This window comes from Kaistia dalseonensis (assembly GCF_030814715.1).
Taxonomy (GTDB): Bacteria; Pseudomonadota; Alphaproteobacteria; order Rhizobiales; family Kaistiaceae; genus Kaistia; species Kaistia dalseonensis.
The window spans coordinates 442,220-469,087 of sequence record NZ_JAUSVO010000006.1 but is presented as its reverse complement, the minus strand read 5'-3'; the positions used below and the strand labels follow the sequence as shown (position 1 = coordinate 469,087).

General features: G+C 66.5%; 37 protein-coding genes. All 37 read right to left on the bottom strand.

Features of this window, described 5'->3' with window-relative positions; genetic code table 11:
- Positions 1–337: DUF4376 domain-containing protein (locus tag QO014_RS21740; protein WP_442358279.1), on the bottom strand; the 337-nt coding region annotated here is incomplete at its 3' end.
- A complete protein-coding gene (locus QO014_RS21735; protein WP_266350846.1) occupies positions 337–1,359 on the bottom strand; it encodes a hypothetical protein in 1,023 nt (340 codons plus the stop codon). The genes QO014_RS21740 and QO014_RS21735, both read right to left, overlap by 1 nt.
- Before the next feature lies 1 nt (position 1,360).
- Positions 1,361–1,954, bottom strand: a complete 594-nt coding sequence (locus tag QO014_RS21730) for a YmfQ family protein (protein ID WP_266350845.1) — start codon at positions 1,952–1,954, stop codon at positions 1,361–1,363.
- Positions 1,951–3,060 carry a baseplate J/gp47 family protein gene (locus QO014_RS21725; protein ID WP_266350844.1) on the bottom strand — a complete coding sequence of 370 codons (1,110 nt, stop codon included), beginning with the start codon at positions 3,058–3,060 and terminating at the stop codon, positions 1,951–1,953. Before QO014_RS21725 ends, QO014_RS21730 begins: the two co-directional genes overlap by 4 nt.
- A complete protein-coding gene (locus QO014_RS21720) occupies positions 3,060–3,527 on the bottom strand; it encodes a phage GP46 family protein (protein ID WP_266350843.1) in 468 nt (155 codons plus the stop codon). Before QO014_RS21720 ends, QO014_RS21725 begins: the two co-directional genes overlap by 1 nt.
- A gap of 61 nt (positions 3,528–3,588) precedes the next feature.
- Positions 3,589–4,194, bottom strand: a complete 606-nt coding sequence (locus QO014_RS21715; RefSeq protein ID WP_266350842.1) for a phage baseplate assembly protein domain-containing protein — start codon at positions 4,192–4,194, stop codon at positions 3,589–3,591.
- Complete coding sequence (locus tag QO014_RS21710; protein WP_266350841.1) at positions 4,187–5,434, bottom strand: phage baseplate assembly protein; 1,248 nt, start codon at positions 5,432–5,434, stop codon at positions 4,187–4,189. Before QO014_RS21710 ends, QO014_RS21715 begins: the two co-directional genes overlap by 8 nt.
- Complete coding sequence (locus QO014_RS21705) at positions 5,431–6,708, bottom strand: DNA circularization N-terminal domain-containing protein (protein ID WP_266350840.1); 1,278 nt, start codon at positions 6,706–6,708, stop codon at positions 5,431–5,433. Before QO014_RS21705 ends, QO014_RS21710 begins: the two co-directional genes overlap by 4 nt.
- Positions 6,708–9,197: a phage tail tape measure protein gene (locus QO014_RS21700; RefSeq protein WP_266350839.1), complete on the bottom strand. Its 2,490-nt coding sequence runs from the start codon at positions 9,195–9,197 to the stop codon at positions 6,708–6,710. Before QO014_RS21700 ends, QO014_RS21705 begins: the two co-directional genes overlap by 1 nt.
- A gap of 118 nt (positions 9,198–9,315) precedes the next feature.
- Positions 9,316–9,768 (bottom strand): hypothetical protein, encoded by a 453-nt coding sequence (locus QO014_RS21695; protein ID WP_266350838.1) that lies wholly within the window; start codon positions 9,766–9,768, stop codon positions 9,316–9,318.
- Positions 9,765–10,127, bottom strand: coding sequence for a phage tail tube protein (locus tag QO014_RS21690; RefSeq protein ID WP_266350837.1), 363 nt, complete (start codon positions 10,125–10,127; stop codon positions 9,765–9,767). Before QO014_RS21690 ends, QO014_RS21695 begins: the two co-directional genes overlap by 4 nt.
- 60 nt (positions 10,128–10,187) lie before the next feature.
- Complete coding sequence (locus tag QO014_RS21685) at positions 10,188–11,654, bottom strand: phage tail sheath subtilisin-like domain-containing protein (protein ID WP_266350836.1); 1,467 nt, start codon at positions 11,652–11,654, stop codon at positions 10,188–10,190.
- On the bottom strand, positions 11,655–11,864 hold the full coding sequence (locus QO014_RS21680; protein WP_266350835.1) for a DUF2635 domain-containing protein: 210 nt from the start codon (positions 11,862–11,864) through the stop codon (positions 11,655–11,657).
- A complete protein-coding gene (locus QO014_RS21675) occupies positions 11,861–12,448 on the bottom strand; it encodes a hypothetical protein (RefSeq protein WP_266350834.1) in 588 nt (195 codons plus the stop codon). The genes QO014_RS21680 and QO014_RS21675 overlap by 4 nt, the downstream gene beginning before the upstream one ends.
- Entirely contained in the window at positions 12,445–12,882 is a 438-nt protein-coding gene (locus QO014_RS21670) for a gp436 family protein (RefSeq protein WP_266350833.1), read from the bottom strand. Before QO014_RS21670 ends, QO014_RS21675 begins: the two co-directional genes overlap by 4 nt.
- Positions 12,883–12,940: 58 nt before the next feature.
- Positions 12,941–13,303: an HI1506-related protein gene (locus QO014_RS21665; protein WP_266350832.1), complete on the bottom strand. Its 363-nt coding sequence runs from the start codon at positions 13,301–13,303 to the stop codon at positions 12,941–12,943.
- A 9-nt stretch (positions 13,304–13,312) separates the two neighbouring features.
- Positions 13,313–14,206: a Mu-like prophage major head subunit gpT family protein gene (locus QO014_RS21660; protein WP_266350831.1), complete on the bottom strand. Its 894-nt coding sequence runs from the start codon at positions 14,204–14,206 to the stop codon at positions 13,313–13,315.
- A 23-nt stretch (positions 14,207–14,229) separates the two neighbouring features.
- Positions 14,230–14,628: a hypothetical protein gene (locus tag QO014_RS21655; protein ID WP_266350830.1), complete on the bottom strand. Its 399-nt coding sequence runs from the start codon at positions 14,626–14,628 to the stop codon at positions 14,230–14,232.
- Positions 14,628–15,647 (bottom strand): phage protease, encoded by a 1,020-nt coding sequence (locus QO014_RS21650; protein ID WP_266350829.1) that lies wholly within the window; start codon positions 15,645–15,647, stop codon positions 14,628–14,630. Before QO014_RS21650 ends, QO014_RS21655 begins: the two co-directional genes overlap by 1 nt.
- Positions 15,648–15,783: 136 nt before the next feature.
- Entirely contained in the window at positions 15,784–16,329 is a 546-nt protein-coding gene (locus QO014_RS21645; protein ID WP_266350828.1) for a phage virion morphogenesis protein, read from the bottom strand.
- 105 nt (positions 16,330–16,434) lie between these two features.
- The gene (locus QO014_RS21640) at positions 16,435–17,772 is read right to left on the bottom strand and encodes a phage head morphogenesis protein (RefSeq protein WP_266350827.1); all 1,338 of its coding nucleotides are present in this window, start codon (positions 17,770–17,772) and stop codon (positions 16,435–16,437) included.
- The gene (locus QO014_RS21635; RefSeq protein WP_266350826.1) at positions 17,773–19,344 is read right to left on the bottom strand and encodes a DUF935 domain-containing protein; all 1,572 of its coding nucleotides are present in this window, start codon (positions 19,342–19,344) and stop codon (positions 17,773–17,775) included.
- Positions 19,344–20,990 (bottom strand): hypothetical protein, encoded by a 1,647-nt coding sequence (locus tag QO014_RS21630; RefSeq protein WP_266350825.1) that lies wholly within the window; start codon positions 20,988–20,990, stop codon positions 19,344–19,346. The genes QO014_RS21635 and QO014_RS21630 overlap by 1 nt, the downstream gene beginning before the upstream one ends.
- A gap of 2 nt (positions 20,991–20,992) precedes the next feature.
- The gene (locus tag QO014_RS21625) at positions 20,993–21,592 is read right to left on the bottom strand and encodes a phage protein Gp27 family protein (protein WP_266350824.1); all 600 of its coding nucleotides are present in this window, start codon (positions 21,590–21,592) and stop codon (positions 20,993–20,995) included.
- 2 nt (positions 21,593–21,594) lie between these two features.
- Positions 21,595–21,903, bottom strand: coding sequence for a VpaChn25_0724 family phage protein (locus QO014_RS21620; RefSeq protein WP_266350823.1), 309 nt, complete (start codon positions 21,901–21,903; stop codon positions 21,595–21,597).
- Positions 21,900–22,229, bottom strand: a complete 330-nt coding sequence (locus QO014_RS21615) for a DUF2730 family protein (protein WP_266350822.1) — start codon at positions 22,227–22,229, stop codon at positions 21,900–21,902. The genes QO014_RS21620 and QO014_RS21615 overlap by 4 nt, the downstream gene beginning before the upstream one ends.
- Positions 22,226–22,426 carry a TraR/DksA C4-type zinc finger protein gene (locus QO014_RS21610; RefSeq protein WP_266350821.1) on the bottom strand — a complete coding sequence of 67 codons (201 nt, stop codon included), beginning with the start codon at positions 22,424–22,426 and terminating at the stop codon, positions 22,226–22,228. Before QO014_RS21610 ends, QO014_RS21615 begins: the two co-directional genes overlap by 4 nt.
- Positions 22,419–22,631, bottom strand: a complete 213-nt coding sequence (locus tag QO014_RS21605; protein WP_266350820.1) for a hypothetical protein — start codon at positions 22,629–22,631, stop codon at positions 22,419–22,421. The genes QO014_RS21610 and QO014_RS21605 overlap by 8 nt, the downstream gene beginning before the upstream one ends.
- The gene (locus tag QO014_RS21600) at positions 22,628–23,137 is read right to left on the bottom strand and encodes a hypothetical protein (RefSeq protein ID WP_266350819.1); all 510 of its coding nucleotides are present in this window, start codon (positions 23,135–23,137) and stop codon (positions 22,628–22,630) included. Before QO014_RS21600 ends, QO014_RS21605 begins: the two co-directional genes overlap by 4 nt.
- A 3-nt stretch (positions 23,138–23,140) precedes the next feature.
- Entirely contained in the window at positions 23,141–23,347 is a 207-nt protein-coding gene (locus tag QO014_RS21595) for a hypothetical protein (protein WP_266350818.1), read from the bottom strand.
- Positions 23,344–24,141, bottom strand: coding sequence for a glycoside hydrolase family 108 protein (locus tag QO014_RS21590; protein ID WP_266350817.1), 798 nt, complete (start codon positions 24,139–24,141; stop codon positions 23,344–23,346). Before QO014_RS21590 ends, QO014_RS21595 begins: the two co-directional genes overlap by 4 nt.
- 87 nt (positions 24,142–24,228) lie before the next feature.
- Positions 24,229–24,597 (bottom strand): helix-turn-helix domain-containing protein, encoded by a 369-nt coding sequence (locus QO014_RS21585; RefSeq protein WP_266350816.1) that lies wholly within the window; start codon positions 24,595–24,597, stop codon positions 24,229–24,231.
- 1 nt (position 24,598) lies between these two features.
- On the bottom strand, positions 24,599–24,829 hold the full coding sequence (locus tag QO014_RS21580) for a hypothetical protein (RefSeq protein ID WP_266350815.1): 231 nt from the start codon (positions 24,827–24,829) through the stop codon (positions 24,599–24,601).
- Entirely contained in the window at positions 24,826–25,221 is a 396-nt protein-coding gene (locus QO014_RS21575) for a thermonuclease family protein (RefSeq protein WP_266350814.1), read from the bottom strand. The genes QO014_RS21580 and QO014_RS21575 overlap by 4 nt, the downstream gene beginning before the upstream one ends.
- Positions 25,218–25,814, bottom strand: a complete 597-nt coding sequence (locus QO014_RS21570; RefSeq protein ID WP_266350813.1) for a regulatory protein GemA — start codon at positions 25,812–25,814, stop codon at positions 25,218–25,220. The genes QO014_RS21575 and QO014_RS21570 overlap by 4 nt, the downstream gene beginning before the upstream one ends.
- Positions 25,811–26,128, bottom strand: a complete 318-nt coding sequence (locus QO014_RS21565; protein ID WP_266350812.1) for a hypothetical protein — start codon at positions 26,126–26,128, stop codon at positions 25,811–25,813. Before QO014_RS21565 ends, QO014_RS21570 begins: the two co-directional genes overlap by 4 nt.
- Complete coding sequence (locus tag QO014_RS21560; RefSeq protein ID WP_266350811.1) at positions 26,125–26,853, bottom strand: DUF7168 domain-containing protein; 729 nt, start codon at positions 26,851–26,853, stop codon at positions 26,125–26,127. The genes QO014_RS21565 and QO014_RS21560 overlap by 4 nt, the downstream gene beginning before the upstream one ends.
- Between the last annotated feature and the right edge of the window lie 15 nt (positions 26,854–26,868).

The window sequence follows — 26,868 nt, the reverse complement described above, 5'->3', positions numbered from 1 at the left end:
GTGCCTCCCAATCGATCGTGACGAGGTCAGGATCGGAAAAAGCGAGCAGCGCCGCTCCAGAGACGCGGCTTTGTGATTTATCGTCCGTGCGGATCGCGGCGCCATCGACCACTATGCCGCCGTTTTCAACCCGCCAGCGCTTGTCAGCCGCATAGGCGCGCAGCTCGTCCTTGCTCGGGAGCCGCCAATTGGCGTCGGCCAGCAGCGTGTCGATATCGGCCGCGGCTTCTTCAGGATAGGTGAGTTTGTCGCCGTCGAAGAGGCAAAGCGGAATGATGCCCGGGAGGCGTCGGGCGAGGATTGTCACGTCGTCTGCGTGCAGGCTGAGCGATGGCATCAAACGTTACCCATTAGTGCGGCGGAGAAAGTGTATGCGTACCCGCCTGCGTCAGTGACGAGGGACGCACCGCTATATTGCGTGGCAAGGAAGGTGAGCTGATCGTTGACCGCACAGGACTCCAGCGTGCTGACGGAAAGCACACGGCCTCGAGAGTTGGCCGAGCTTTCAGCGATATAGGCCCCGTTTTTGGCAATGTAGATGTTGGAGATGTTCGCCGTATCCGGCATCCAGAAATTGCCGGAGATCAGATAGACGCCCGCCCGCTTGACCGTATAAATGCCCGTGCCAGTGCTGTATCCGGCATTGGTGTCAAAGACGGGCGTCGTCATCTTGATCAAAGTGTATGTCGCCGAGGGGATCGTCACAGCGCCAAGCGACCACGCCTTAAATCCCGTGATTTGCGACGACAGCTTGGGCGGGGTCAGCAGCACCCAGCTGTTGATTGACGTGCGATAGACCAGAATGGCCGTTTCATCGGCCAGCAAATCGCCTGCGCGAAGCGCGGCGCCATCTGGGCCGACGATCGGGCGTGCGCCGAGCCCATTGGCGTTCAAGGTCGCGGCGCCGGTGTTGGTCGCGGCAATGACGAGTACGATCATCATGCCGTTGCCGAGGCTCGTGGGCACCGGCGCCAGCGTCGCTGTCAGCGCGTTGGCCGTGCCTCCAGCCACCGCGAAACGCCAGGCGCCGGATTGAACCGCCGCCGCCAGCTTGGCCGGGTCGACGGCCTTTCCGGTCACGATGCCGGCGATCACCTCTGCCAGCGTCGCGAAAGACGTGCTGCCGCCCGCGACGCCGATGCCGATCAGGATGTTGATCGCCTGCCAGAGCTGCGTCAGGTCATCCTCATCGGGATCGAGCCCCGCGTCCTCGACGACTTTGAGCACCTCCTCCTGCAGCGCGGTCAGAAAGACGGCCGTCACCTGCGTGCCGGCCAGCCCCGCGACAGCATTCTTGCCGCGAAAGCCTCGGCGGCCACCGCCAATATCGATCCAATTTCTGCCGTTTACGCGGTCCATTTCATGTCTCCAGATAGGCGAATACGACGTCTGTATGGGCCGGCGCGGCACGGCGAATGTCGCATTCGATGTCCGATAGCTCGAAGTCGTAGAGCAGCTCGCCCGCTTCGCTGTCGGCCTCGAATTCGACCGGTGATGTCAGCGTCAGCAGGACGCGCCACACGAATTCCTCGGGCGAGTTCACGATCTCGTCGCCGGCCTCCATCTCGTCGGCCTGACTGGTGTGAGCCTCTTCGATCGTGATGGTGACGCCGCGCTTTGCGGCCATGCCGACGAAGTAAGCGATCGACTGCCCGCCGCGCGCGGTCCAGCGCTGATGCGCCAGCTCCTGCCGTGCCGCAATGCGCAGCGTTGAGGGATCGCGGCCACAGGGATCCGGCCCGAGCACGCGCTCGAAGTCGGGAAGACAGAGCACGGCGGTACGCGGATCAACCTCGTCCAGCATCGCCTCGGCCGTCGCCTCGACCTCAGCCAGCAGCGTCGCGGCCGGTTTCAGGAGCGCGGCGAACAGGCTGCCCTCGTCGCGCGGCCAGACCCAGCCGGGCGGCAGCAGCGACAGCATCTCGCGGTGGACGGTATCGGCGGATCGGCTCATTCGGGCGCCACCCATGTGATCGCGCCGGGGATCGGCAGTTCGCGTGCCCCCGGCAGGATGTCGCCGGCCGGGATCGTGAGCTCGTGTCGATACTCGCCGGTCGCGGCCGAGATGGCCTCGGAGAGGCGAGATTTCGGGAGGCGTGTGCCGATCTTTGCCTCGGCCGCGAAGATGGTCGAGACGGCCGCCTGCACAGCCGTCTTAACGGAGACTTCGAAGGGATCGAGCAGGATCGTCAGTGGCTGCTCGACCAGGATAACGGGCAGCACGATCACCTCGGCCGTGACCGGACGCACCTCGTCGAGATAGGTGGCCATAGCCGTGATCTCGGCCTCGGTCGGGACACGCGGCAGCAGCGCTGTCCCCATCGCCACGACGACGCCGACCGAACCCGGCCCGACCCAGTTCCCCAGCGCCGCCACCTGCGTCGCCGCGAACTTGTTCTTGATCCAGACCGGATAGTCGAAGAAGGCGCCGCCATGGGCCGGCTCGCGGATGATTTCGAGCAGTCGCGCCAGCAGCGACGCATCGGTCTCGACGACCGCGCCGCCCGTGAGGCCGCTTTCATCGACATAGGCGACGGGCTCAACCAGGCCGACGATCGGCGCGGAGAGGGTGAGCGGCGTATCCGCCGCCGTGTTCCCGGCGATGCCGGTATCGACAGCCTCGACACTCAGTCGCGCCCAGCCCTCTTCGTCGCTTTCCTCGATCGTCACGGCCTCGGTGACGGTGAAAGTCGCGCCGAGCCCGATCAGCAGGGCGCCGGCCGGAATGATGGTCCCGACAGCGCCTTGAACCCAAGCATAGCCGATGGCCCGCGTCGCCGGCCGTCGCACGACACCCCAGATCGACGCATGGCGCGCCAGAAACTCGGCCTCGGCCGTGTCGGGAAAATATTGATCGCCCCACCAGCGCAGATGCAGGTGCACCTCATAGACGGCGAGCGCCGTCACGCGGATCAGGGCCGAGATGACGCCGCGCGGCGAGCGGACCGCGCGGGCGATAGCAGCCGGCGCCGCGTCCGGCCGCGCGCGGCGCAGTTCGGCCTCCATGAGACTTTCGAGACGGCGGGTCAGCGCCTGCGGCGACGAAATCGGAAACGGCATCAGGCGGCCACCCGCTTGTTGAGGGTGAACGATCGCCCGTCGACACCGACCGTGATGCGCAGCACTTCCTTGCGCACCCATACGACGTCGATGGCCGCGTCAGAGCCCGTTTCATCACGGACCCAGCCGAAGGCCTGCTTCATCCACTCTTCGGCCAAAAGGCGGGTGATTTCGGTTTGCTTGGCGCGATCGAGCAGCCAGAGCCGCGAGCCGATCAGCTCACCATTGGCATCGAGCGCGTCGCCGGCCCAGCCGCGCCGCTCGACGAAGCTGGACGGCGCGTTGATCTCCGAAACACCGGTCGGCAACTCGTCATCCGGACGCGCGCGGCGATCCGAGCCAAACGCAATGAGCATGGGCGTCGCGGGGGTCTCGTCAAGCACAAGATCGCCGTCCTCGCCAAAGACGAGGTCAGTGCGGCGGGTCTCCGGATCGAAGACCAGGGCGATGTCGAGCCAGTCGGTCATGATGCCGACTGTGACGCGCGCGCGCGGAAATCATCATGCCCCGCGATGGGGGCGCCACCCGCTATGTGCTCGGGTCAGGATCGGGTCCGATCACGATCGGCACCGACGAGACGATGGCGTCGGGCGTCACCACGACATGATTATCGCCGGATTTGAGCTTGGCATAGCCCGACTTGGTCACGGTGCGCGAGCCGCCGACCAAAGCGCGGATCATCTCGGCCGTCATCTCGATTTCCGCGTCGCCGATCGTCGCCTTGATGCTGTCGGCCGTCACCTCGACGGTCGCCTCTCCGACCTTGCTGATGATCTTCGTCGTGGCAAATGCCTCGATCGAGCCGTCAGCCTTGACGTGGACGCGCGTGCCGTCCAGCGCATACATCGCGGCCTCGCCATCGCCGAGCTTGCCGAGGCGTTGGCCGGGCATCGAGATCGGCAGCAAGACGAGATCGCCCGTATCGCCGCCGATCGCCAGCACGACGGCGGCGCCGCCTGCCGGAGCTCGGGACGCGAAGCCGAAAGGCTGCATGACCTCGACGTCGGTTCGATCGACGCCGGCCGCCATGGTCAGCTTTGCCGTCTGGCTTTCGCCCTGGTCGTCGGTTGAGCGGACCACTGCGCGCGAGATCAGCGCGCGGATGGCATGGGCGATTTCGCGGTCTCTACTCATTGAGGCGATGCGCCGTGCTGTCGAGCGCCTTGGGCGCGCTGGTCTTCTTGGTGCTGGCGGCCGTCCGCCGCCGATGATCTTTGCGCCGGTCGCCTTCGGGCTCGGTGTCATAGGCTTCCGGCCCGGTCAGTCCCAGATGCGTGGCTTCGCCTTGCTCGTCGAAAGCGAGCGTCACGCCTGCGATCAGCATGTCCCGGTTCACGCCCTGATAGGCGTCGTCGACGAAGGCCAGCGTATTCGGCCGCCAGATCGCGTCGCCCGAGCCGAAGCCCTTGACGCTGTGCTCGATCGTCTCCGATCGGCCGCGCGTCGTGCGCATCATCCATTCGGCCTGCTTCTGCGCGCTCTTGGCGTCGAGTTGGGTCCGCCCCATCGAGACGATCGGCCGATAGCGCGTGACCTCTTCATCCTTCGCCCTGCCATTGATCGTGACGCCCGCCTCTTCGCGCGCAGCCTGCTTGGTCACGCGCTCGGGCTGCGCATTCGTGGCGAGCGGGAAGGCGGTGGCGTCGAGCTGGCTCTTGCTTTCGCGCCCGCCAGCCGCCTTCTCCATCTGGCCTTTCACGACATAGTCGGAATAGCGGCCCTCGGCCGAAAACGACCCGCGACTTTCATAAACGTTGCCAGGGAACACGAGCGCGGCCGGCGCCCGGCTGCGGCCGGAACGCGTCAGGAGCAACCCGCCGACGCCGTCCGACGTGACGATCAGAGCGCGCTGCCGCACCAGCTTTTCGATCGCGGACATGGCGGTCTCGCCGGGGTCGATCGCGACCCGGTCTATCGGCTCGCCGACGTCGACATCTGCTTTGACGCTGATCCCGAACGGCGCGCAGATCATCTTGGCGGCATCAAGCACGGTCACGTTGCGATATTCGGCCGGGCCGTCGACCGTCGCCGCGCAATCGACCAGGTCCGCCGTCTTGTCGCGGCCGGTGACGGTCACGCTCGATCGTCCTTCGGCCGCATCGGGCTCGATCCGGTCGACATAGCCGACCATGATCGGCCGGCCGTCGAGTGTGATCGTGACCGCGTCCCAGAGCTGCGGCTGACGCGCGAGCTGGGCGAGCGTCGCGAACGGCCATGACGCATAGGGGCGTGGCGCGTCGCGAAGCTCCAGCGTGAACGATCCGCTGATATCGTCGATCGAGCGCGGGATCTCGACCCGTGTCCACTCATTGAAAACCTGACCGGCAAAGGCCAGCCCGATGCGGCGCGTCGTGATGAAGGGCCTCGACGTCATGACAGCACCTCGACGCCATCGGGCGAGACGAGACCGGGATGTCGCAGCCGGTTGCGGCGGACAATGTCGTTCATCATCGCCGTGACGGCGCCCGGATCGTCGCCCGCGACGTGCTGGGCGATCAGCCAGGCCGAGACCACGCTCGGCGGCGCGAGCCGATAGACCGATGGCAGGCGGCCAATGACCTCGTGCATGTCGCGGCTGAGCGCGGAGGCCATCGACGAGAGCGCGTCCATGGCGAGCGCGGCCGAGGCCGGTGCCAGCGGCGCCAGATCGACCGCCCCAGCGTTCGCCCGATCGATCGCGTTTGATAGCCGATCAAGCCAGTCGGTTGCGTCCTGCCGGCTCTCGTAGTCGATCTCGGCCGCCGCCCGCACGGCCTGGGCGAGCGCGGCGAGCTCGGCCGCCAGCCGGATCGTCGCGTCATAGGCGCCCGCGATCGGCAGCGCATGGATGTCGGCCGACAGGTCGAGCAGCAGCGTCGCGCCGCCCCGCGCATCGAAGCGCGCGGCCGTCGTGCTGGCGATCGACGCAGACCCGACAGCTGCGGCCGGCTCGCCAATGGCGACGCTGGCGATCGGGGCGATCAGATCGCCGATCGCGGTCGCGAGCAGCTCGGCCGAGGCCGCGCCAGGAGACCCAGCGGCGGCGGATGCGACAGCGGCGGCCGCCGTCTCGGTGGCGACCGTCAGGCTGGCATTGGCGGGCGAGGCCGAGACTGCGGCGGTGACCAGATCGGCGACGGCCGTCGCGGTATTGACGAGCGCGGACCACGTCCCGACCGCCATGGTGACGGCGCCGACGACCGCGCTCACCAGGAGCGCCGGCAGAGCGACCAGCGCGGTGACGGACGAGAGCAGCCCGGCGAGCGTCGAGATGATCGCGCCGCCGCTGAGATCAGCGCGCAGGAACGAGACCTCGAATTGCACCAGGCGGAGCGCGCGGGAGCTAAAGCGGATCTGGGCCGGGTCGGCGATGACGACCGACATTTCGCCGAGCCAAGGATGCAGGAGCGTGCCCGGCCCGGCCGCCTGAAACGCCGCCTGCAACGCGAATGCCTGGGCGACATAGTCATCGCCGAGCAGGACCCCGGCCACCGAGATCGGCCCGTCATGACGTCCGAGATCTTCGAAGGCCGGCGCGTCCAGCCCCGGAAACAGCGTCACCAGCGTGCGGCGGCCGACCTCGATCGAGGTGTCGGGCATGTGGAACGACACGCCGCGATACATGGCCGGCCGGAGGCCCGGAAGCAGATCGGCGCTATCCCAAGCCATCAGGGCCGCCCGAGCACGGGGCCGCGATCCGATGCCGTCAGGCCGACGCGGCGGTCGGCCGGTTGCCGGGTGATCCGCGCCTGCGCGCCGGGCTCGGCGGTGACTGCAATCTGGCCGCTGATGTTGACGTTTGAGTTGGATGCCTGCGGGCGGAACCCGTCCGTCCCGCCGATCGGTGCATTGTCGCCGCTGGTCGGCACGCCATCGGCGCGCGGCGCTGCAGCCGCTGGAGCCGGTGTCGGCACGGACGGCACCGCCCCGCCGATGTTCGGCAACCATCCGCTGAAATCGAACAGCCCCTTGACCCAATCGGCTATCTTGCCGCCCATCGATTTCATACCGTCCCATATCGCCGTCATGATCGTGACGCCGACGCCGGCCCAATCGACGTTCCGGAGCGCCTCGGCGATCGCGTCATAGACCGCGACGACGCGACCGCCGACGGCCGCCATAGCGTCGATGAGCAGAACGAGAATGGCCGTGCCGACCTCGCCCCAGCGGAAGCCGACCAGCACATCCCTGATCGCCCCGCCCACGGCCATGCCGAGATTGCCGACCGCCATCAGCGCCCGCTTGAGCGTATCGAGGATCGCCGCGCCGGTGCCGAGCCAGTCGAAACTCGTCAGCGCCGCCGCGATGGTGGCCGCGACCTCGGCGATCTTGGCGCCGATCGCCTTGAGGCCGTTGACGATCCAGTCGCTGATGTCGTGGCCGACCTTGGTCCAGTCGATTGCCCGGATATCGGCGGCGAGATCGTTCGCCCAGGCCGTGGCGCTCGACCACAGAGACCGGATGCCGTCGACGATCGCGCCCATGATCCATTTACCGGTGCCGAGCCAGTCGACCGCCTTGATCCTGTCGACGACCTGCCCGAACAGGCGCGCGATAATGGCCCAGCCGGCCGAAGCCGCCTGTTTCATGCCCTCCCAGCTCGCCATCATGCCGCGCTTGAAGCCGGCAAAATCGCCGCGAAAGAGCGCCTTAATGCCGTCTATCGCGCCTCTGAACGTCGCCTTGATGCCGTTCCACATGCGCGAGAAAAACGGCGCGAAGTTCTTCCAGTCGGCCATGATCATGAGGCCTGCGCCGGCCAGCAGCGCGATGATGACGCTGAGCGGCGAGAGGACCACGCCGACGATCGCGGCGAGCACGCCGAAACCCGCCGAGACGATGGAGAACGCCGGGCCGAGGAGGCCAAGGCCGACGACGAGCATGGCGAAGGCGCCTGCCACCGACAGGATCATATCGATCGCGCCGGGGAAATTCGCGTCGATCCACGCGACGCCCGCGAGCAGCTGATCGAGGCCGCTACTGATGACATCGAGATTGGATGCGAAGGCGAAGCCGACACGCCGCATCACGCGCTCGCCCACCTCGGTGAAGCGATCGAGCTTCTTCTGCAGGCTGGCCATTTGGCTGTCGAAGTCGGTCTTGACGTCGGTCGGCGAAGCGTTCGCGGCCTTATCCGCGATCCGCTCATATTCCTGAATATTCGCCAACATCGGCAGCAGGAATGATAGCACCTGCTGATCGCCGAAAAGATTGCCGAGCTTTTCGGCGCCGCCAATCCGCTCCACCTGCTGCCTGACCTTTTCCAGCGCGGCCGCATCCGAGAGGCCCGAGGCCTTGGCCGTCGCGTAAGCCTTGGAGATCGTGCTTGCGGAAACGCCGGTCAGCGCCGTGACCTTCTGGATGACCGCCTCGATCGGATTGATGCCCTTCGCGACGGCATCCTGCATCACACCCGACAGATCCACGCCCATCTTGGCGAAGTTCTTTTGCACGTCCGGGCTCGAAAGCTTCGCCAGGAAGTTCTTCATATTGTTGGCGGCTTCAGCCGGATCGGCCGCGCCCTTCATCGCGACCTGAAGGCCAGCGGCGAGCGTCGTCACGGCGTCCATGCCCGTAACGCCTAAGTTCGCCAACTGGCTGGTGAGCGCCGGGAAATACTTCGCCATATCGGCCAGCTCGAAACGGCCCTCCTTGCCGGCAACGACCAGGGCGGCGAGCGCCTTTTCCATCTGGTCGGCGGGAACCTTCAGACCATCCGAGAGCGCAAAGGCCGTCTGGGAAATATCGTTGAAGCTGGCATTGGCGGCCGTCGAGACCCGGCCGATGATCGGCAGCAACGCTTCGATCTGCGCCGGGTCCATGCCCGCCGCGACGAGGATCGCGGCGCCCCCCGCAATGTCGCGCGAGAACTGACCGACCTCGAGTGCGAGCTTTTCGTAATTGCCGCTCGTGCGCTTGATCATCTCCTCGAGCGCGCTGCCGGATAGCCCGGCCGTGATCCCGATATTGCGCAGGCTGCTGTCCCATTCGCCCGCCTTGGCGATCGGCGCGGCGAACGAAATCGCCGCGACGGTAGCGCCGAGCAAGCCGATGGACCGGCCCAGCCCGCCGATCTTGCCCATCATCCGGTTGAGCGGCGCGGTCAGCCGGTCGATCAGGCTCACAAGCACCGAGACGTTCATCTGGCGGCCGGCCATCACTATTCCTCGCTCTGTCGGGATCGTTGGTGGAATTCGGCGATCGCGTTCCACCAGAAGCGGACCCGATCGAGGTCAAAGCCTTCGATCGCGTCCGCCGAAAAGCCGGTATTGACCGCTATCCCGCCGAGGAAGACCGGCCAGTCGTCCGGCCATTCCCGAAAAAACTGTCAACGATCGCCGACGCATCGGCGATGTCGCCGCCATCCATCAGGTCGAACAACGCATTCATGATGGCCGGGCGGAGACGGCTCGACCGAGCGAGCATGACGACGGGCTGGCTGTCCTTTGAGGCCGACTGAACCGCGCGGATGTCGGCGCCGGTGAGCCGGTTGAAAGTCAGCTCGGCATAGCGCTCCGCCCGCGTACCGCCTTGGCTGGACTTGATCGTCAGCTCAACCGGGTAGCGCAGCGGCAGCGTGATCGAGCCTCCCTCATTGCGCCTCGCGCGCGCCGGAATGCCACTCGTGAGGTCAGCATCCTCGTCGACGATCGCGGCACCGGCCGGGATATGGACGACGGGCTGCTCGTCGTCGAGATCGACAACGATGTTGGCGGGGGACGTGTTCAACGCATCACCTCTTCATAGTCTCCGGCCATCCACTTCAGCTCCAGCTTGCCGCCTTCGCCGCCCGTCATTTCGGGGGGATCGGTCATGAAGGCGTCGGGGAAGGTGTAGATATGGCCGGTGTCGCAAGTGACCTGCAGCTCGCCTTCCTCGGCCGTGAAGATTGTCTTGTACGAGACGCCGCGCTCCAGATGCGTCGTCGCGGTGATTTCCGAACCGACGAATTCCTGAGCCCGGCCGACCTTGCGGCCATAGGTGACTGCGTTGTTCTTGATGCCGCCGAGCTTGAGCTTGGCGCCCTTTTCGACGGGGACGTTGCGACCCCGCCAGAGAATATCGACGATGCCGAGTGTCTGGACCACGGCTCACTCCTCATGGATCAGCGCCAGCGGCGCGGTGACAGGGGCGCCCGAAGGCGCCGGCTAGACCTGGAATTCCAGCGCAGCCGCCAGCACCATCAGATTGCCGATGATGATGATCTGCTGACTGGCGTTGAGCCGGTTGCGGTCGCTGTCGTCGCGGGCGAAGGTCGACTGTGCGACCGTGTCGGATGCGCCCTCGATCCAGCCCCATCGCTCATAGAGCTTGCAGCGCGTCGCCCAGCTGCCATGCATGCGGCCGGGCGTGACGACCGCGTCGCGTTCGGCTGCGGCCGGGCTGTCGTCGTCGGCGAGCTTGTGGCGCGGATACATGAGGGCGACGTAAGAGGACCAATCGTACCGCACGCGGCTCGCCGTCTTCGGTACCATGATGTCGAGCCAGGCCCGATCCGGCACGCCGAGAGGGCTCGTCTTGTACGTCGTGACGATGCGGTCGATCGTGACGGTGCCATCGGCGAGCGACGTGAAGGTCGAGATGCCGCCGCCGAGCAGAAGATTTTGCTCGGTATCGGTGAAGCGATCGGCGGTCGGTGGTGCCTCGATGTCCGGCAGCGGGAGCGTGCGGAGCTGGCGCGCGGGATCGTTCGCGAGCTGGAACGTCGCGACGCCGGCGAGCGTCGCCGCCCACACCCACGGCGCCGCCGGCGAGTTCTTGGCGCCGATCGCCGAAATGAACGGCGAGTTCGTGAGCGCGCCCTTGGTCGTCAGGCCGCCAAAGGTGCCACGGTGGCCGAGATAGGCCTGCGCGTCGCGCTTGCCCATCGCCTGATATCGGGTCGCCAGCTCGGCCGCGAGCAAGCCGAGCGTCGTGGCGTCGTCCCAAGGCAGGGCGATATCGGTGAACCATTCGGCGGCGATGACGTCGAGCACGTCCTGCAGGTTAGGGTTGGTCGCTCCCGCCGCCATGGCCGCCACGGTCACGGCGAGGCCGGCAATGACGCTGTCGCCGTCGCGGCGCGCGAAGGCGAGACCGATGCCATTGCCGACCTCGCCCTTGTGCTTGGCGGTCAACGTCACCACGCCGGCAGCGGCTGCGGCGGTCACCGGCAGGGTGGCGATGGCATTGATCGCCGCGACAGCAGCCGTCGCGGCCTGGGCGGCCGTCGTGCCGACGATGATCGGGATCGCAATGCGGACGCTGCCGATATAGAGCGCCGCGACGCCGGAGCTGGTGGCCGTGCCGGCGAAGGTGAACGTGCCGGTTGCCGCGACCGCCGCCGCCGCGTCGGCGAGCGCGATGGCATAGACATCGCTCGTCTTGTTGGCCTTCTTGAAAGCCTCGACCATGTCGGCGCCGACCGATCCAGCGCCGAAGAGCGCGCGACCCTGATCGGGTCGCGTGATGCGGTAGAGCGTCTTGGCGACGCCTGCGCCACCGGCGAGCGACTGGACGATGAGCAGCGCGCGGGCGGGATAAGGCACGGCGCCCATGCGGTCGTAATTCGGGCGGACCTCGACCAGGACGCCCGGCTTCAGCCAGTCATAGGGAATTTCGTTGAAAGCGACCATTTACTTGCCCTTCTTGGTCGTCGTGGCGGGATCCTCGGCCGGAGCCTGATCAGACACGCTCGGCGGAGTACCGGCGACGAGATCGCCATCGGCAATGCGGCGGCGCACATACTGGTCGACATCGACCCATTCGCCTTCGGCCGGCCACGTCCGGCCATCGGGCAGCGGCAGGGTGAGCCCCGGCGCAGGCTTCAGATATTGCTTGGTCAAGCGGGTTCTCCCGGTTCGATGATGTCAGTCGGATCGTCGGCCGGGCTTCCCTCGCCCGGCGCGAAATCCCAATCGGTCGCGAGGACCGCGAAGCCCGGCGAAACGTCGCCTGCGCCGAGCGGCGTCGCGAGCACGGCCGGCACTTCGAAGTCGATCACACCGATTGCTACGGCGAGACTGCCGTAGCCATCCGCATAGGCCTGTCCCGCCCGCGTTACGCTGATCGTGCCGAAATCGGCGATCGTCCGCCCCTGCAGGGTCAGACGTGCCAGTTCCATCGCGGGATAGAGACCAGCCGCCGCGCTGTCGCCGAGTAACCGGCCCGAGCGCCCCTCATTCTTGAGGCAGATGGTCGCCTGCATCTTGATCGTGACGGGCGTCCTGCGTCCGGCCGTGGCGCCGGGCTCGATCGCCTGCCAGCCGATGCCGATCCATGGCGTCACGCCGAGCAGGCGCTTGAATTCTTCAATCGTCATCGGCGTCGGGACGTGTTCGATCGTCCAGCGATTTTCCGGAAACCGCTCGCGCAACAGCGTCTCGACGCTCCGCGCCAACTGGCTGACGATGTCGATTTCGCCGGTCATAGGCCGCCATCCGGGCGGGTCGCGAAGGCGGCGACGCGGTCCGAGGTGCGCGCGCCATTGCTGCCGGCCGCACCCGATCCGACCGGAGCCACGCCAGAAAGCTCCGCGCGGCCCTCGGCCAAGTCAGACAGCCAGGCCAGAATTTCCTTGCGCGCCAGCCGCATCTGTTCGGAGGGCTCACGGTCGCCGCCGAGCGCCAGATCATAGCGCGCGAGCACGCAGCAAGCCCGGTTCAGCTCATCGGGGTTCGAGGCCAGTGGCAGCGGGTAGCGGCGGCGCAGATAGGTGTCGATCGTGAGCGACGCGTCCGCCAGGGCGCCTTCGATCCGAGGCGCCTCGATCGCGTCCGGCAGATCGCCATCGGCAACCGAAAGCCGGCGCATTTCGATCGCGCCGAACTTCAGGACCATGTCGGAAAGGGAGGCATAAGGCATGGTTCAACGTCACGCGAGAGAGGCGCGGCGGGCGTCATTGCCCGCCGAACTGTCGTGGCTATTCAGCCTCGGCAGCCTGTTTGCTGGCCTTGGGCTTCGGGCTGGATTTTGCGGCGGCGGGCGCGACAGCCGAAGCCGCGTCCGCCGCCGACGGCGTGGACGCCGAAACGCTGGCCTCCGCCGTCGTCAGGGCGCCCTCGATAATGGGGGGCTCCGGCTCTGCCTGATGCGCACCGGCCTTTGCCGTCGGCGGCGCCTCGGTATTCTCTTTGTCGATCTCGATCACAGTCAGGAGCGGCTCAGCCTTGAGCAGCTTGATTTCGTCCGACGTGAACCGGCCGTCCGGCCACGTTCGATCGGCGCTGTGGGCGACCCCGGCCCGCCGAAAGCCGGGAAAACGGCAGATGATGCGGATTGGCATGAGAGCTCCTTAGGCGAGGTGCGGGACGACGAGCACCTCAGCGGTGCCCACCCAAACATTTGTGCCGCCGCCCGCATTGTTGGCCGCCTTAACGAGTGCGAGCGCCTGCGCTTCGAGCGCGGGGGGTACGACCAGAAGGCGGGGGCGGACAGAGATCACGCTGCCATCGCGCTTGCGGAGCGAACTCATGGCGGCACGGGCGGCGGCATAGTTGCCGGCATCGAGCGTCGCCTTCGACATATAGGCGAGTTGCCACATGCCGAAGCCGACATTGCAGCGACCGTCGACGCCCCACACGAAGCGGTTCTTGAAGAACGTCTCGGGGTTCTTCAGATCGTCGAGCGCCGTGAGCACGAACGGCCTGCGCTTCTGATAGACCATCGCCCGCATGACGTTGGTGTCATCGACGAGATACCAAGCCGGGCCGGCGCCGGCCTGCATGTTCGAGACGCTGATCACATTGCCGGCCTCATTGAAGCCGGGGTGATCGGTGTCGAAGAAATACTGGCCGTCGAAACAAACGGTGCTGTCACCCTTTTTGAGCAGGCCGAAGGTCAGCAGGTCCGGGAATTCGGCGGCCGTTTGGCCGAGCTGGGCGGCGATCGGCGTAAACAGGCCGATCTGATCGTCTTCGATCTTGTCGCGATTGATGCCGACCGTGCCTTCGAAAGGCTTGTTCACGATCTCATAGGTGGCCGCCGACAGGTCATTGACCTGACGATCGCCGATCCATTCGCGAAGACCCGGCAGTTCGTCCAGCTTCGGGTATTCGTTCTTGGCACCGCCCGAAGGAACCTCCATCGCGACGCTCTTGTAAAGCGCCGTCGTCGACGCGAACCGCACATTATAGGCGGTCGAGAGCGACACGTAGATCGAGCGCAAGTTCTGCGGATTAATGTCCATTTTGTCCTCTTGTGACCGGGCGCCTAGACGCGAACCCAGGGGGTGCCGTCCTCGATCCCGTCGAGCGTTCCGGCCTTGAGGCGCGTACCCGAGGAGCTGTCGAGCGACACGGTGTTGTCGTCGACCGCGTAGACCGGCGAGCCGATATTGGCGAAGGTCGGCGCCGTTCCGGCGAAGGCGAAGGTGAAGACCTCGCGGTCGACGCGGATCTTGCCGTCAGCATCGGGACCGAGACGATTGTCCGCATGGTGCCCGGCGACGCCCACTACGGCGACGGCACCGACCGTGCCGGCCGGGACTGCGAGCCCGGTCGCGGTGACAGCCACCAGCGTGCGCGCGAAAATGCGCGTCGCGGCCTTGACCGGATAGCCATAGGCATCACCCGCCCGTCGCGGCGTCATCTGATCACTGGTCGCGACCATCAGAGCAACTCCTTCATGGTGGCGGCGGTCTTGGCGTAAGCGACGGGATCGATGCCCATGAGCTCGCAGGTCCGCAGATCATCGGCCGAGAGCCCCTCGGCGCCGGTCGCGCCGGACCGCGGCGACATGGTGAGACCGCCCGAATGGATCGACACCATCGCGTCGATCTCCTTGGCGACGCCGGCCGGGTCGGCCATGTGGCGCGCGATGTAGTGATCGCGGAGCGGCTTGAGGCCGACCTTGCCGGCCTTGATGGCCTCGTCGATCACGCGCTCGGCGTTGGTGCGCGCCGCGCTCTGCAGCACCGTATCGAGCTGGGTCTGCAGCGCGACGACCGTCGTGCGCAGCGTCGCGACGTCGGTCGTATCCTTCGCGCGCGACTGCAACTGCACGACCAGCTCGGCCGGCTTGATGTCCTTGGCGAGGCCGGCAGCGGCGGCGATGTCGCCGAGCTGGGCCGCATGCGTCGAGATCGCGGTCTGACCGGCCGTGACGGCCGCGACAACCGTGGCCTCGGGCGCGTCGCTGGCGAGGCCGAGGGCCGCGCGCAGCTGGGCAAGCAAATCCATGTTCTGGCTCCGATGATGCAGGCTGGTGAGAGGGAGGTTCGGTTCGTTGACCAGCGAGGCGCGGGCAATCGCGACGACGCGGTTGGTCGCCTTCTCGACGACCAGGGCGGGCGAGATGCCGCGATAGGCCTGATCTGCCATCAGCGCGCTGCCGGCGCCGGTCCATTCGACCCGCCCCCAAATGCCGTCGCCGCGCGCCTCCATGGCGACGATCCAGCCGCGCGCGGGCGAGGGCCGGCCTTCCGGCGCCGACAGGTCGATGGCGTGATTTTCGTCGATCGCGAGCTTTTGCGCCCGCATGCTCTCCGCGATCACAGCGGCCGGATCGGCGACCGTGTAAGGGCCGCGCCCGTCAATGCCGGTAAAGGTGCCGGCCGGCACGAGATGCACCCATTCGGGCGCGGTCGCGCCGCCTGCGAAAGCGGAGAAGAGATGGACGGACTGGTTCATGGCCCGACCATCGCAGTTGGCGCGATGTCAGATCATGCCCCCGCACGGGGGCGGCGCTGGGCGGCTGGTCTATGGTGAGGGCGGCCGACCATCAAGGCCGGGTCATGATCGGCCTCTTAGGGCCGTTTACGGCCTCTTATGGCGCCATCGGGCGCTTGGGTCCGCCCGCACCCTTCTGAACCGCCCGATCGAGCGCGTCAACGAGCGTCTCGTTGATCGTGCGCTCGTCGGCCGGCCCGATGCCGAGATAGGGCCGCGCCGGGATCGTAACCGACTTCACGGCAACCAATCCACCGGCCATTTCAAAACGGAGATGCGTGGCGTTTTTTGCCTCGATCGTGGCGCCGAGCTGGTGCACGGCCGCGTAGATCTTGTTGGAGCCGACCTCGACGCTATCGCGGTTCGCCTTCTGCGTGATCGAGCCCATGAGGCCGCCACGCATGCCGCTCGCGCGCAGGATGCCGGGGCCGCGTTTGATCGCGGCATAGCCCGGATTGAGCGGCGCCCAGGCGTTGCCGTCCGGATCGTCCGCGTCCATGAAACGATCATGGACGTTGCGCACGAGCCCCGTGCCGATCGCCGCCATGATCGGCGTCGTGTCGGCCATGAGGCGCTGCAGCGCGCCGAAAGCGCGGCGGGCTTCCCTGTCGTCGATCGTGGTCGAGAGTGAGACGCCGGTCATTGAAGCCTCGTCGAAGTCGGTCTATATTTCGGTTTGGCGCCTGAGCCATACGCACTACCGGGCAAACTCCGCGAGGGGGTGGCGACCCTCCAGGCGCCGATTTTCCTATCTGCCATCGCGAACCATCGTCATGCCACGCGTCGCCCGCGCGAGATGACGCGTGCCGGCTTCGTGATACGTCGGGACGATCAGCTTCTGCTGACCATCCGCGCCCGTGGCCACGCGCACCACGGCCATCATTGGCCGGCCGTCCACATCACCTTGGATGAGTACTTGGCGAAAGCGATGGCGCCCCTCGTCGACCGGGGCATGCCAAACACGGCCGCGCCCTATCAAATCTCCCAAACGAGACCAGAGTTCGGGCGTTACCTCTGGATGTGCGTTGCTCGGCAATCCGCCATGTTCCTCTGCCAGCCCCGCCACCTTGCGAATGCGCCACGGTGTCAGTCTGACCTCGCGCGCATCCGTTTCGATCAGACGAGCGAGCTTGGCATCGAGCCGCGCGATTACTGTTTCCGCATAGAGATCCTGCAGCCGTCCGCCTAAAGCATCCTCGGCCAGGCGCTGGACGGCCTCGGGCGTCGCCGGCTGTGGCGGGATTGGAGTGCCGGACGGCATGCCGGCCGGCTCGATCTGTACCGGCCCACGATCGGCTTCCGGCGCCGCCTCTGGTCGAGATTGAGGCGCCTTTCGTACTGGCTGAGGCATGGCGATCGGCGTGCGCGGTTGCGTCGTCGCATAATCGGGCACCGTGGCAGCGCCCACCCATTCCGCGCCCGGATTATAGTCCCAGCCGGGATCGATGCCCTTCGGCACCTGATGCTCTTTGCCGGTCTTGCGGTTTATCCAAGTCCGATATTCGCGCTTCGGCGCGGTATCCGGCCCGCTCTTGCCTTGTCGTGCGAGATCGCGCGCCGAGACCGGCCGCACCCAGCAGCCACAACCCCAGCCATTCGGCGGATAATGCGTCGACCACCATGCGTCGTCGGCGCGCAGCACCAGGCCGTCCCAGCTCAGATGGTCATGACGAGGATGGGCCGAACCAGAATGGACATATTGCCAGTACGGAAAGGCCGCCAGCGTCTCCGGCTCGATCTGCTGGGCATAGCGGCCGGCCGAATAGGCGACGGAAAGATTGGTCTCGTAGATCGTCCGCGCGCGCCATGCCGGATTGCCGTTGTGCACCCAGCCATGCCGAGCGACGATCCCATCAAATTCGTCCATGAAGGTCGAGAGCGACGAGCCGGTTTCGAGCGCCTTGGCGACCGACTGCCGGAAGTCGTCGACCAGGGCGTCAGTCGCGGCGCCCGCGACGGTGAAGGCCTTCACGTTCGCCTTCTGCCAGACCGTCGTGAAGTCCTCGCTCGTCGCGTTGACCTTCTCGCGCAGGAAGGCAATCGCCTCCTCGGGCGGCAGGTCGATCGCGCTGGCGGTGGTGGCCAATCAGCGGCCCTCGATCTCGTCCAGTACGGCCGACTGCCCGACGAGATGGGCGAGCGCCATGCCGCGCTGCATGGCGAGCGCGAACTGATCCGGCGACAGGTCGAGCTTGGCGAGCGCCTCGGCGGCCGCGTGGAGGTCGGGCGCGGTCTCGAACACCTGCCGCACCTCGTCGACGAGCCCGGCAAGCGCGCCGTGGGCGTCGAGCGCCAGGCGCTCCGAAAGCCGCTCGACAAGGTCGGTCGGCGGGCGTGCGCCATGCAGCGAGAGACGGCGCTGCAGGCTCTGCAGCTGCGGCGCGGGCTGCGGCGGCGTGACGGCGGCGGGCCGGCCGCCGATCAGTTCGGCGCCCTCGGCGGCCTCGGTAAAGCCGAGCCGATCGCGGATCTGGCTGGCCTCGATCGTCAGTCCCTGCGGCCCGAGCTTGTCGAGGGCATTGACGATGTCGCCGATCGGCAACTCGTCGGGGCGCCCGATCAGCAGCTTGGGATAGACATCCTGCGGTCCGAAATTGAACGCGACGATGCGGTGCACGAGCTGGGGAGCCAACGTCGCGGAGGCGGCTTTCGCATCGGCCCGCTCAAGGTCTTCTTGCACAAGGCGATGTTCTTTGCCGACCGCATGCCCGCCGGCGATCGCATCCGTCGTCGCGGTCTGGCCGAGCACCAGCTTGGAAATCTGCCGATCCATCCAATCGGCGCGCTTTTCATAGACCTCGGCGGACGTCGCCGCGTTCTTCAGCTCTATAAACTGAAGGTCCATCGACTTTGGGATGATCGCCGCGCAGTCGCCCGCTATGTTTGCGACCGCCTGCCAGAGGATGTCCTTCTCGGCTTCTGTGGCACCGCCGTCATAGCGGCCGATCCGCACGGGCGTGCCGTAGTTCTGAACGAAGATCGCCCAGTCCCGCAGCGTGAACGCCTTGTACATCCACGCCCAGGACGCGACCCGCGCGAGACCTGAGCGGATGGTCAGACCCGACTTGCTCTTGTGGCGATGGAGGATGAAGCGGTGACTGCCAAGCTCGGTCTTTGTCGACGCCTCCCGCAACATCGGCTGATCGAGCGTCAGGTCATCGAATTCGAACCAACGTGGGTCTCGCCACTGGAGCGCGGCCGGCACGATCTTCTTCGGGTCGCTCGACCATTCGATTTCGAGGACAGAAAAGCCCTTGCCGATCGCGTCGAAGAGATCGAACAACGCGGCGTCGAGCACGCCCTCCTTCAGCCAGTCGCGGACAAGATCGGCGTGGGCGATATGCTCGGGCGCGTCGCTGGCCGCTTCGACCGTCACCGGCAACTGCGATACCTGACGCTTGCGCGTGCCGAGCACGGCCGCATAGTGCAGGTCGCGTTCCTCGATATCCTCGGCCAACTCCAGATAGGCGAGCGCATCGCCGCTTGCTGCGGCACGGTGGATAGCGGCGAGCCGCGCGGGCGTCAGGCCATCGGCCGGATGACCCGAGATCGGCGAGCGCACGCCGGTCAGCGTCGGCGTCGCGCGCTGCTCGCCATAGAACTCGCTTTTGTCGATCGGCTTGCCGTCAGGGCCGAGGATCGTCGAATATCGAGCCATCAAAGCCCTCCGCGCATGCGTGGCAACATCAGGTTGCGGCTGTCGTCATCGACGGACGGCCGCATGAAATCCCGCGTTTCTCGGCCCGCGCCGGCATCGGGCCGCCCGGCCGCCCGATAGCCGTACTCGCCGGGCTCCGCCTCGGTGCAGACATGGGCGAGCAGCAGCGAAATCACGCTGTCACCGTGGCGCAGCTCGCCGTCCTGACCCTTCACGTGCTGGTCCGACATGGTGGGGAAGCCGGCGCGCAGGATGACGAGGCGGTGATCGGCGATGACGTCCTCGCCATCGGGCAGAACGAACGTGCGGTCCTCCAGCGCGGCCCGGTAGACCGGGAAATGCTGCGCATACCAGCCGGCCGTTGCCATCACGCATGTGATGCGCTGCGGGCCGAATTTCTGCTGTGCCGCCTCGGCATGACTTTGGCCGTTGCCGCGCGCATCGAGCGCGCCAGCCTGAAACAGCGGTAGGCGCTCGATGATGTGGAAGAGGATGAGCTGCTGCACGTCGAACGGCACGCGGCGCAGCTCGACCATGAAGGCCGTCCGCCATTCGGCGCGGCTCTCCTCTTGGGCGACGGTGATGACCGACAGATCGCCCGTGCGGCCGAAATCCTGCCCGAGCACAGACCGCTTGTCGCGAGACAAGCCGGCGAGCACCGGCGCGAGGTTCTCCTCAAGCCATCGCTCGGCAACCGCAAGGCGCTCGTCATCGAGATAGAACGTTTCGGAGACCGACCAACGAATGATCGGGATGCCGGCCGACTGCGCCCGCTGCACCAGGGCGCGCGGCAGATAGAGGCCCGACGACTTGCGCGGGATCGCCTCAAGCTCTTCATCGCGGGCCTCGTGGCGCGGGCCGTAGGACCGCAGGATCTTGTTGAGCCACTTCTCGAAGTCCTCTTTCGAGGGCGTCCAGCCACGCATGAGGCAGACGCGCTGATAGAGGCCGTTCTTGACCGCGAGGCTGAAGGGAATTTCGTGGATCGAATAGTCGTAGAGCCCGGCCCGCGTATCCTTGATGAGCTGGTTGAACGGATTGTCCTCGCCATTGTGCGACGAGATGATCCGGATCTTGCCACCCCAGATCAGCAGGGCGTTGACGGCGTCGAGCACGGCGGCGACGTCCTGGTGGAACGCCGCCTCGTCTATGACGACGATGCCCTGCAGGCCGCGAATATTGGCCGGGCGCGAGGACAGCGCGACGATCTGGTAACCCGAGGCAAAGCGCACGCGATAGGCCGCGATATGCTTGCTCGTCCCGTCTTCGCGGCGATCCTCGAACAGGAACTCCTCGACTGTGGCCGACAGCTCCTTTTGGACGACACGGGCGAAATGCGCGACATAGCGGATGAATTCGAGGCCTTTTTCCTTCGTGTCGCCGATGTAATAGACGTTGTCGCCGCCTGCCGATCGCGACATGGCGGCGGTAATGGTGTCGTCGAGCGCCTCTGCATAGGTGATGCCGGTTCGCCGGCCCTTGGCGGCTAGTTTGAGCGGCGAAGTATCCGCGATCCACGACACCTGATGGTCCATGAGGATACCGTCGCCGAGCGGATCGTGATCGGCGGGCAATTCGCGCGGTGCGAACAGAGCATCGACGTCGAGCCCCGGCAGGCCCAGAGTGCTTGCGACGAGCGCGGCCATGGTCAGGCGGCCTTGTCGGCAGGCTGGCGAACGCCCAGTACCTCGCGGCGGATCTGCGCGGCGCGATCGGCCGTGAGGCCGGCCTCGGTCGCGACGCGGTCGATCGCCTCGTCTGTCTTCTCTTCGAACTCGCGCTCCAGCTTGAGGCGATGATCCGTCGAGATCTTCATGGCCGAGACGATGCGGTGATAGGCAGCGGCGAGCTGCTGTGCGTCTTTCGGGGTCTGCACGCCGCCATTGACCGAGATTTCGAGAACGAGCGTCTTCAGGTATTGGCCGAGGACACGTGTCGACTCGTCGACCTCCTTGCCATCGAATTGCGTGGCGAGCCCGGCGAACATGGCACCAGCCTCGCGCATCTGGCGGCCGACGACCGCGAGGCGCATCGACTGCCGATTGAGGCTCGACCGCGTGGCGACCGGAATGCCCGTGGTGATGCCCTCCGCCCAGGCGGCGGCGCGCAGCCGATTGTTGACCTCGTCGAGGATCTCGAGTTGCGTCAGTTTGATGTCCTGAAGCTCGGCATAAGCCCAGACGCGGACGGGCTCGGCCCAATCCGGCAGCGCGTCCCACCAGGACAGTCGTCCGCGCCCCTTGGCCACGATCAGGCCTCCGGCCGGGACGGACGGCGCACGCCCTCAATGGCGATCTCACGGTCGAGATGGCGCTGCCCCTTGGCCGTCAGCACGGCGATCTTGACGGTGCCGGCCTCCGTCAGCGCAACGGCGCCATGCTCGGCAAGCCAATCAAGTTCGCCATGCACCCACGACCGCTCGCGCTTGATGCCGAACCGCTCGCGCAGTTCGCGTTCCAGCATGCTGGACGAGAGCGTTTCGTCGGTTTCGCCGGCCAGGGCCTTCAGGATGATCAGCCGCGCCTCTTCGCGCAGCCAGGCCTCGCGCGCACTACTCACTTTCGCTGCTCCTCAAACATGCGCTCATGGACCCTGTGCGCCATCTCGGCGACGGGCTTCAGGCGTTCGTCCATGACGGAAATCTGGCCTTTGAGCTCGACGATGGCCTTTTCGAGCAGGTGCGTGATGTCGCGATCGGGCAGATGGCGCATCTCGGCCTCGACACGGGCGGCACGCGCCTCGACAGCCAGCAGGCGCTCGTCGATTTTCTTGATGGCGTTGCTGTTGTCGCGCGACGTGGCCGTGAGCACGACATAGACGGCCGTGCCGAGCGACATCAGGCCGGTGCCGATCGAGATCCAGAGCTGAAAATCGCCGGGCGTCATGTGCCGCTCTTTTCATGGCGCATCTGGCACGACAGGCAGCGGCGGGCGCCGGGATGCGCCGCGCGTCGGGCGATGTCGATCATCTCGCCGCAGCTCACGCATTCCGCGGTGCCGGGTAGAGTGGACCGGGCGAGCTTCTTCAGCCCATCGGCGCGATAGGCCTCGACGAGCGGTCCGGCGCGATCGGCGTCATCCATCGGTGCCGGCCTCGCGATCGAGCGGCGTGACGATGGAGCCGGTCAGCAGGTAGTTGCCGACAGGGCCGTCGCGGCCGTCCTGACGCACCTGAAATTCCAGATTGCGGGTGCGGGGATGCCGACTGGCAACGAGCTCAAATTTGGCCTCGCCGCCGATCTCGTCGGCGGCGGCCTGCGACAGCAGGGCTTCGAGCGAGATCTTCATGCTTCGAGCTTCTTGCCGAAGATGGCCTTGGCCGTGTGGCCGCCGCCATAGATGGTCAGCCAGATCGCCGAGATGCCGACCACGTTGTCGTAAGGCACGGCGACCGACAGGCCGAACAGCGCCAGCACCCACGGCCCGACGATGAACGACTGCAGGATGATCGCGGCGATCAGCCATGAGAGAGCCGGCCGCCAGCCCCACGAAATCCAGCCTTCCGAGGTCTCTTTCGCCGCCAACTGGCCCATCAGCTTCAGGCCCTCGGTTTCGAGCGCGGCCCATTCGTCCGCGCGCTCGCGCTGCAGATCGTCCAGGCGGATCGACGCCTCCTGTGGATCCGTGGCGATCTGCTTGGCGACGGCCTCCGGCGTCGGTTCGACGCCGAGCACGTCGGCGATGGCCTTGCCGACCATGCCGCCCACGGCGGTGCCGAGCGGTCCGCCAATGATACTGCCGAGCGTGGTTGCGCCGACCTGCGCGAGCGGGCCGGCGATCTGTTTCCAGTCCATGGGCTAGACCCCGAAATACCAGAGGAAGAACGAAAGGATGAGCTGGGCGGCGCCAGAGAGCACGCCCGCCGCGCCGAGGAGCAGGCCGACGAACGCGATCAGCTCGCGAAGGTTGCTGGTGCCGGCGCGCTGCATCAGCGCATTCGACGCCACAAAGATGACCAGCCCGGCGACGAGCAGGGCGAGGCCGACGAGCGCGAGCAGGCTCATGACGCCACCGCGATCAGGCGGGTTGCGTCGGCCATTTCGCGGCGCGCGGCGGCGCGGCGATACAGGATGAAGCCACAGCCGATGATGATGATCGCGGCGATACCGAGCGCGCCGAGGGCGATCCAGTCGATGCCGCCCGCATGATTGGCGATCACGGCGCCGCCGCCCGTCGACGCGCCGGCCGTGACGCTGGCGCCCGCCGACTTCGCGTCGTTATCGGCCTTCTTCTCGTCGGCCGCTGCGGCTTGGTGCAGCACGGCGGCGGTGGCGCCCGCCATGAGCAGCGACTTCGCGCGCACGGTGCCGACGCGCGCTCCCCAGCCCTTGCCGAATGTCTTCCAGTTCGTCAGCCCCTGCAGGAAGCCGAGGCGGGTATCGTTGATGGCTGTGACCATGGCGACGGGGCTCTTGGCGACGACGGCAGCGATCGTCGCCGGCCCGATCCGGCCATCGGCAGTCACGCCGGCCGCCTTCTGCAGCGCCTTGGCGCCGCGTGAGATGCCCGAATTAACGGCGAAATCAAAGGTGGAGAGATCGACACCGGCCGGCAGATCATTGCCACGGATCGGCCGCCAATATTCGACCTCGTAGATCGAGGCGACCTGGGCTTCCGACAGGTTCTTGATGTCGAGATCGGGATGCGATGAAGCGGCAATGCCGTTCAACGTCCCCTTGAGCTGACCCTTGCCGACCTTGCCGCCGGTCCAGTTTCCGGGGTCGGCGCGATTGATCGAATAACCACCCTCTTGGCCGAGGGTGATCTTCAGGCAGGCAGGGAAATTCGAGGCTGACAAGGGACCGCTCCGGGCACGAAATGGGCCGGGAGACGATGCGCTTAGACGGCGGACACAGCGCTGCCCCAAGGCAGCGGCATCAACGGTCTAGAGTGTCGCGAACAGATCGAGCTGCTTCGCCGTCTTTTCGTTGGCGTTCAACACACGCCAAATCGTCGACTGAGAGCAGACCAGACGGCGGGCGATCTCCGAATAGGACAGACCGCGCTGGCGATAGACGAGGATGCGCCATTCACGCGCAACCGGAACCTTATATGCACTGCTGCCATATGCTTCGACAAGCGCAGTCGCAGGGCCGAGGCCGACCGTCTGCGCGAGCTTGTGATCCGCCGATATGACCTTCGGGACATAATAGCGCGTGCCGCCCTGCCATTCGATCAGCGCAAGCGCAGCCTCGGCGCCCATGATCTGGACGAGGCGCCGGCATTCGAGTGTAGGCGGCGGCAACGCGGTCATGTCACCTCCCGAGGGCCGGCAGGATGGTGACGACCGTGTGGTTGCGCACGACATAGCGAACGCCATCGAGCACGACCGTCACATTGCCGCGCGGGTCCATGCGCTCGGTAATGTCGACGCCGCGCGCGACATGGCCGATGATCTGCTGTCTGATTGCCGGGACATCGACCCCGTGTGCGCGCTCGATCCAGCGCACGACGGCATGGTCGGTGACGCCGATGAGCCGGCTCATGGCGCCACCCGCGCGCACCAGCTCTGTCGCCGTTCGCCATGATACGGCCGCGCCAGACCCTCGGCGATCAGCACGCGGGCGACGTCGACGCCGTCGGCCCTGACGATCGCGAGCGTGCGGCGGTATTTGTCGAGCCGCGCCGATCGGATGATCTCGACATCATCCGTCGCGAGCAATGCGGTCAGCCGGTCGCGCGCGCGTTCGGCGAGGCGCTTTTCCTCCCGGCATTTGCCGTGCAGTTCCGGCGCGTCGAGCCCGATCAGGCGGATGCGCTCGGCGCCGAGACGCACCGTGTCGCCGTCGACGACGCGGAGGCCATCGAGCGCAAGGGCCGCACCCGAGCCGAGGCAGAGCGCCGCCGCGACCAGGAGAGCATGGAATGTTGATTTCATGGTTTCTTGGCCTTCCTGACCTGGGCGCCGAGATCGGCGATATAGGCGTCGAGATCCGCAACGCGGTCGAGCGCGTCAGCAGGCAAGCCGAGGATGGCGAGCTGCGCGGAGGCAACCGCCCGCTTGGTCTCGCTCGGCAAGGGCGCCCGGCCCGGCCATTTCACGCCGGCCGCGCGGGCGAGCCATGCCTTGATCGCCTCGATCGCCTTCGCCGCGTCGCGCGGGTCGCGCAGCCATGCGAGGTGATCAATGCCAGTCTGCTTCTTCACGAAGGCGACGAGCGCGGTATCCGCCCGATCCTTGACGACGCCGAGGTTCCACCCCGAAATCCAGAGCGCGCGGAGCTTGGTGGCATTCGGCCCGCCGAGATCGAGCGCGCCCTTCGCGGCCGGCTGCACCTTCGGCTCCCGCGATTTCGGCGGGGTCAGATGAAAGCCGAGCCGCCTCATTTCCTCGACGACCAGGCCGCGCTCGGCCTCCGACATATCGCGTGACGACGCCTTGCCGGTCACGCGAATGAGCAGCGCACGGTAGTCGTCATCCTCAAGCTGCAGCTGTTTTTTGGCGACATGGATGATGGCGATCGAATTCATCGCGCCGGCCCTCCAGCCTTCGCTGCAGCCTCGCGCGCCGCCAGTTCTTGCGCGAGCTGCGCGACCAAGGCGCCGTGCGAAATGACGCTGGCGCGATCGTCGGGCGGCATCGCGAGAAAGCCACGGATCTCGGCCTCCGAACCGCGCAGCCATTCCAGCGTGACGCAAATCGCCTCCTGCCGCTGCAACTGATAATCGGCGATCGACTGCCGCAGCTTCCCGCGCGCGACCTGCCCCGGATAGGTGCCGTGGCTTTCGTGGATGATGCGCAGGATTTCCTCGACCTGCTGATTGAGGCTGACTTTCTGGCTCATGTCAGCAACCCCGCGACCGGCGCGGCCGAGCCGCTTACCGCTGCCTCGACCACGAGCGATCGGCCCGCGCCGAAACCGCGCGCGCGGGCGGCGTTGCGGAACTTGCCCTTGGCGGTGGCGATCGACCGCATGGTGGCGAAGTTCTTGCCTCGACGGTCCAGCTCGCTGTCCAGCTGGGCTTCAATGTTCTCTATGACCGCGAGAGCCTTTCCGGGCGTTTCCCGGTCCGCCCGCTTCCAGAGCCCGGCGAAGAGCTTCGCCCTGATCGACATCGCGAAGCCTTCCAGAAAGGCTTTCAGCGCCTGGGCACGCGTCTTTGGCTTCCGCCGCTTCTGATAGGTAGTCGACGCCTTGAACGTGACGACGGCGCCGTCGGCCGCGCGACGGATGACCTCGTGCACATACTCGGCGACAAGCACGTCGGCATCGCGTCCGAAATAGACGTAGCGCCACCGCGATCCATCGCGCCGCAGCCAGCCCTTGCAGTTCGCGAACTTCGCGACCATCGGCCAAATGCTGTCCAGCCGCGTGCGTCGCCCGCCCAGCTCTACCATCAACTCGTCATAGACCGGCCGTTCAAGGTCCGCCTCGGACAGGTCATGGCTCGCCATCAGCTCGGCCGCCTTCTCGGCGGCCGCGATAGCCTCGGCCTCGGTGCAGCCATTGGCCGTCGTCTTGGCCCGCAGCGCGGCGAGCTTGGCGCGGATTTTTGCCAGATCGCTCAAGATTGGCCTCCGGCG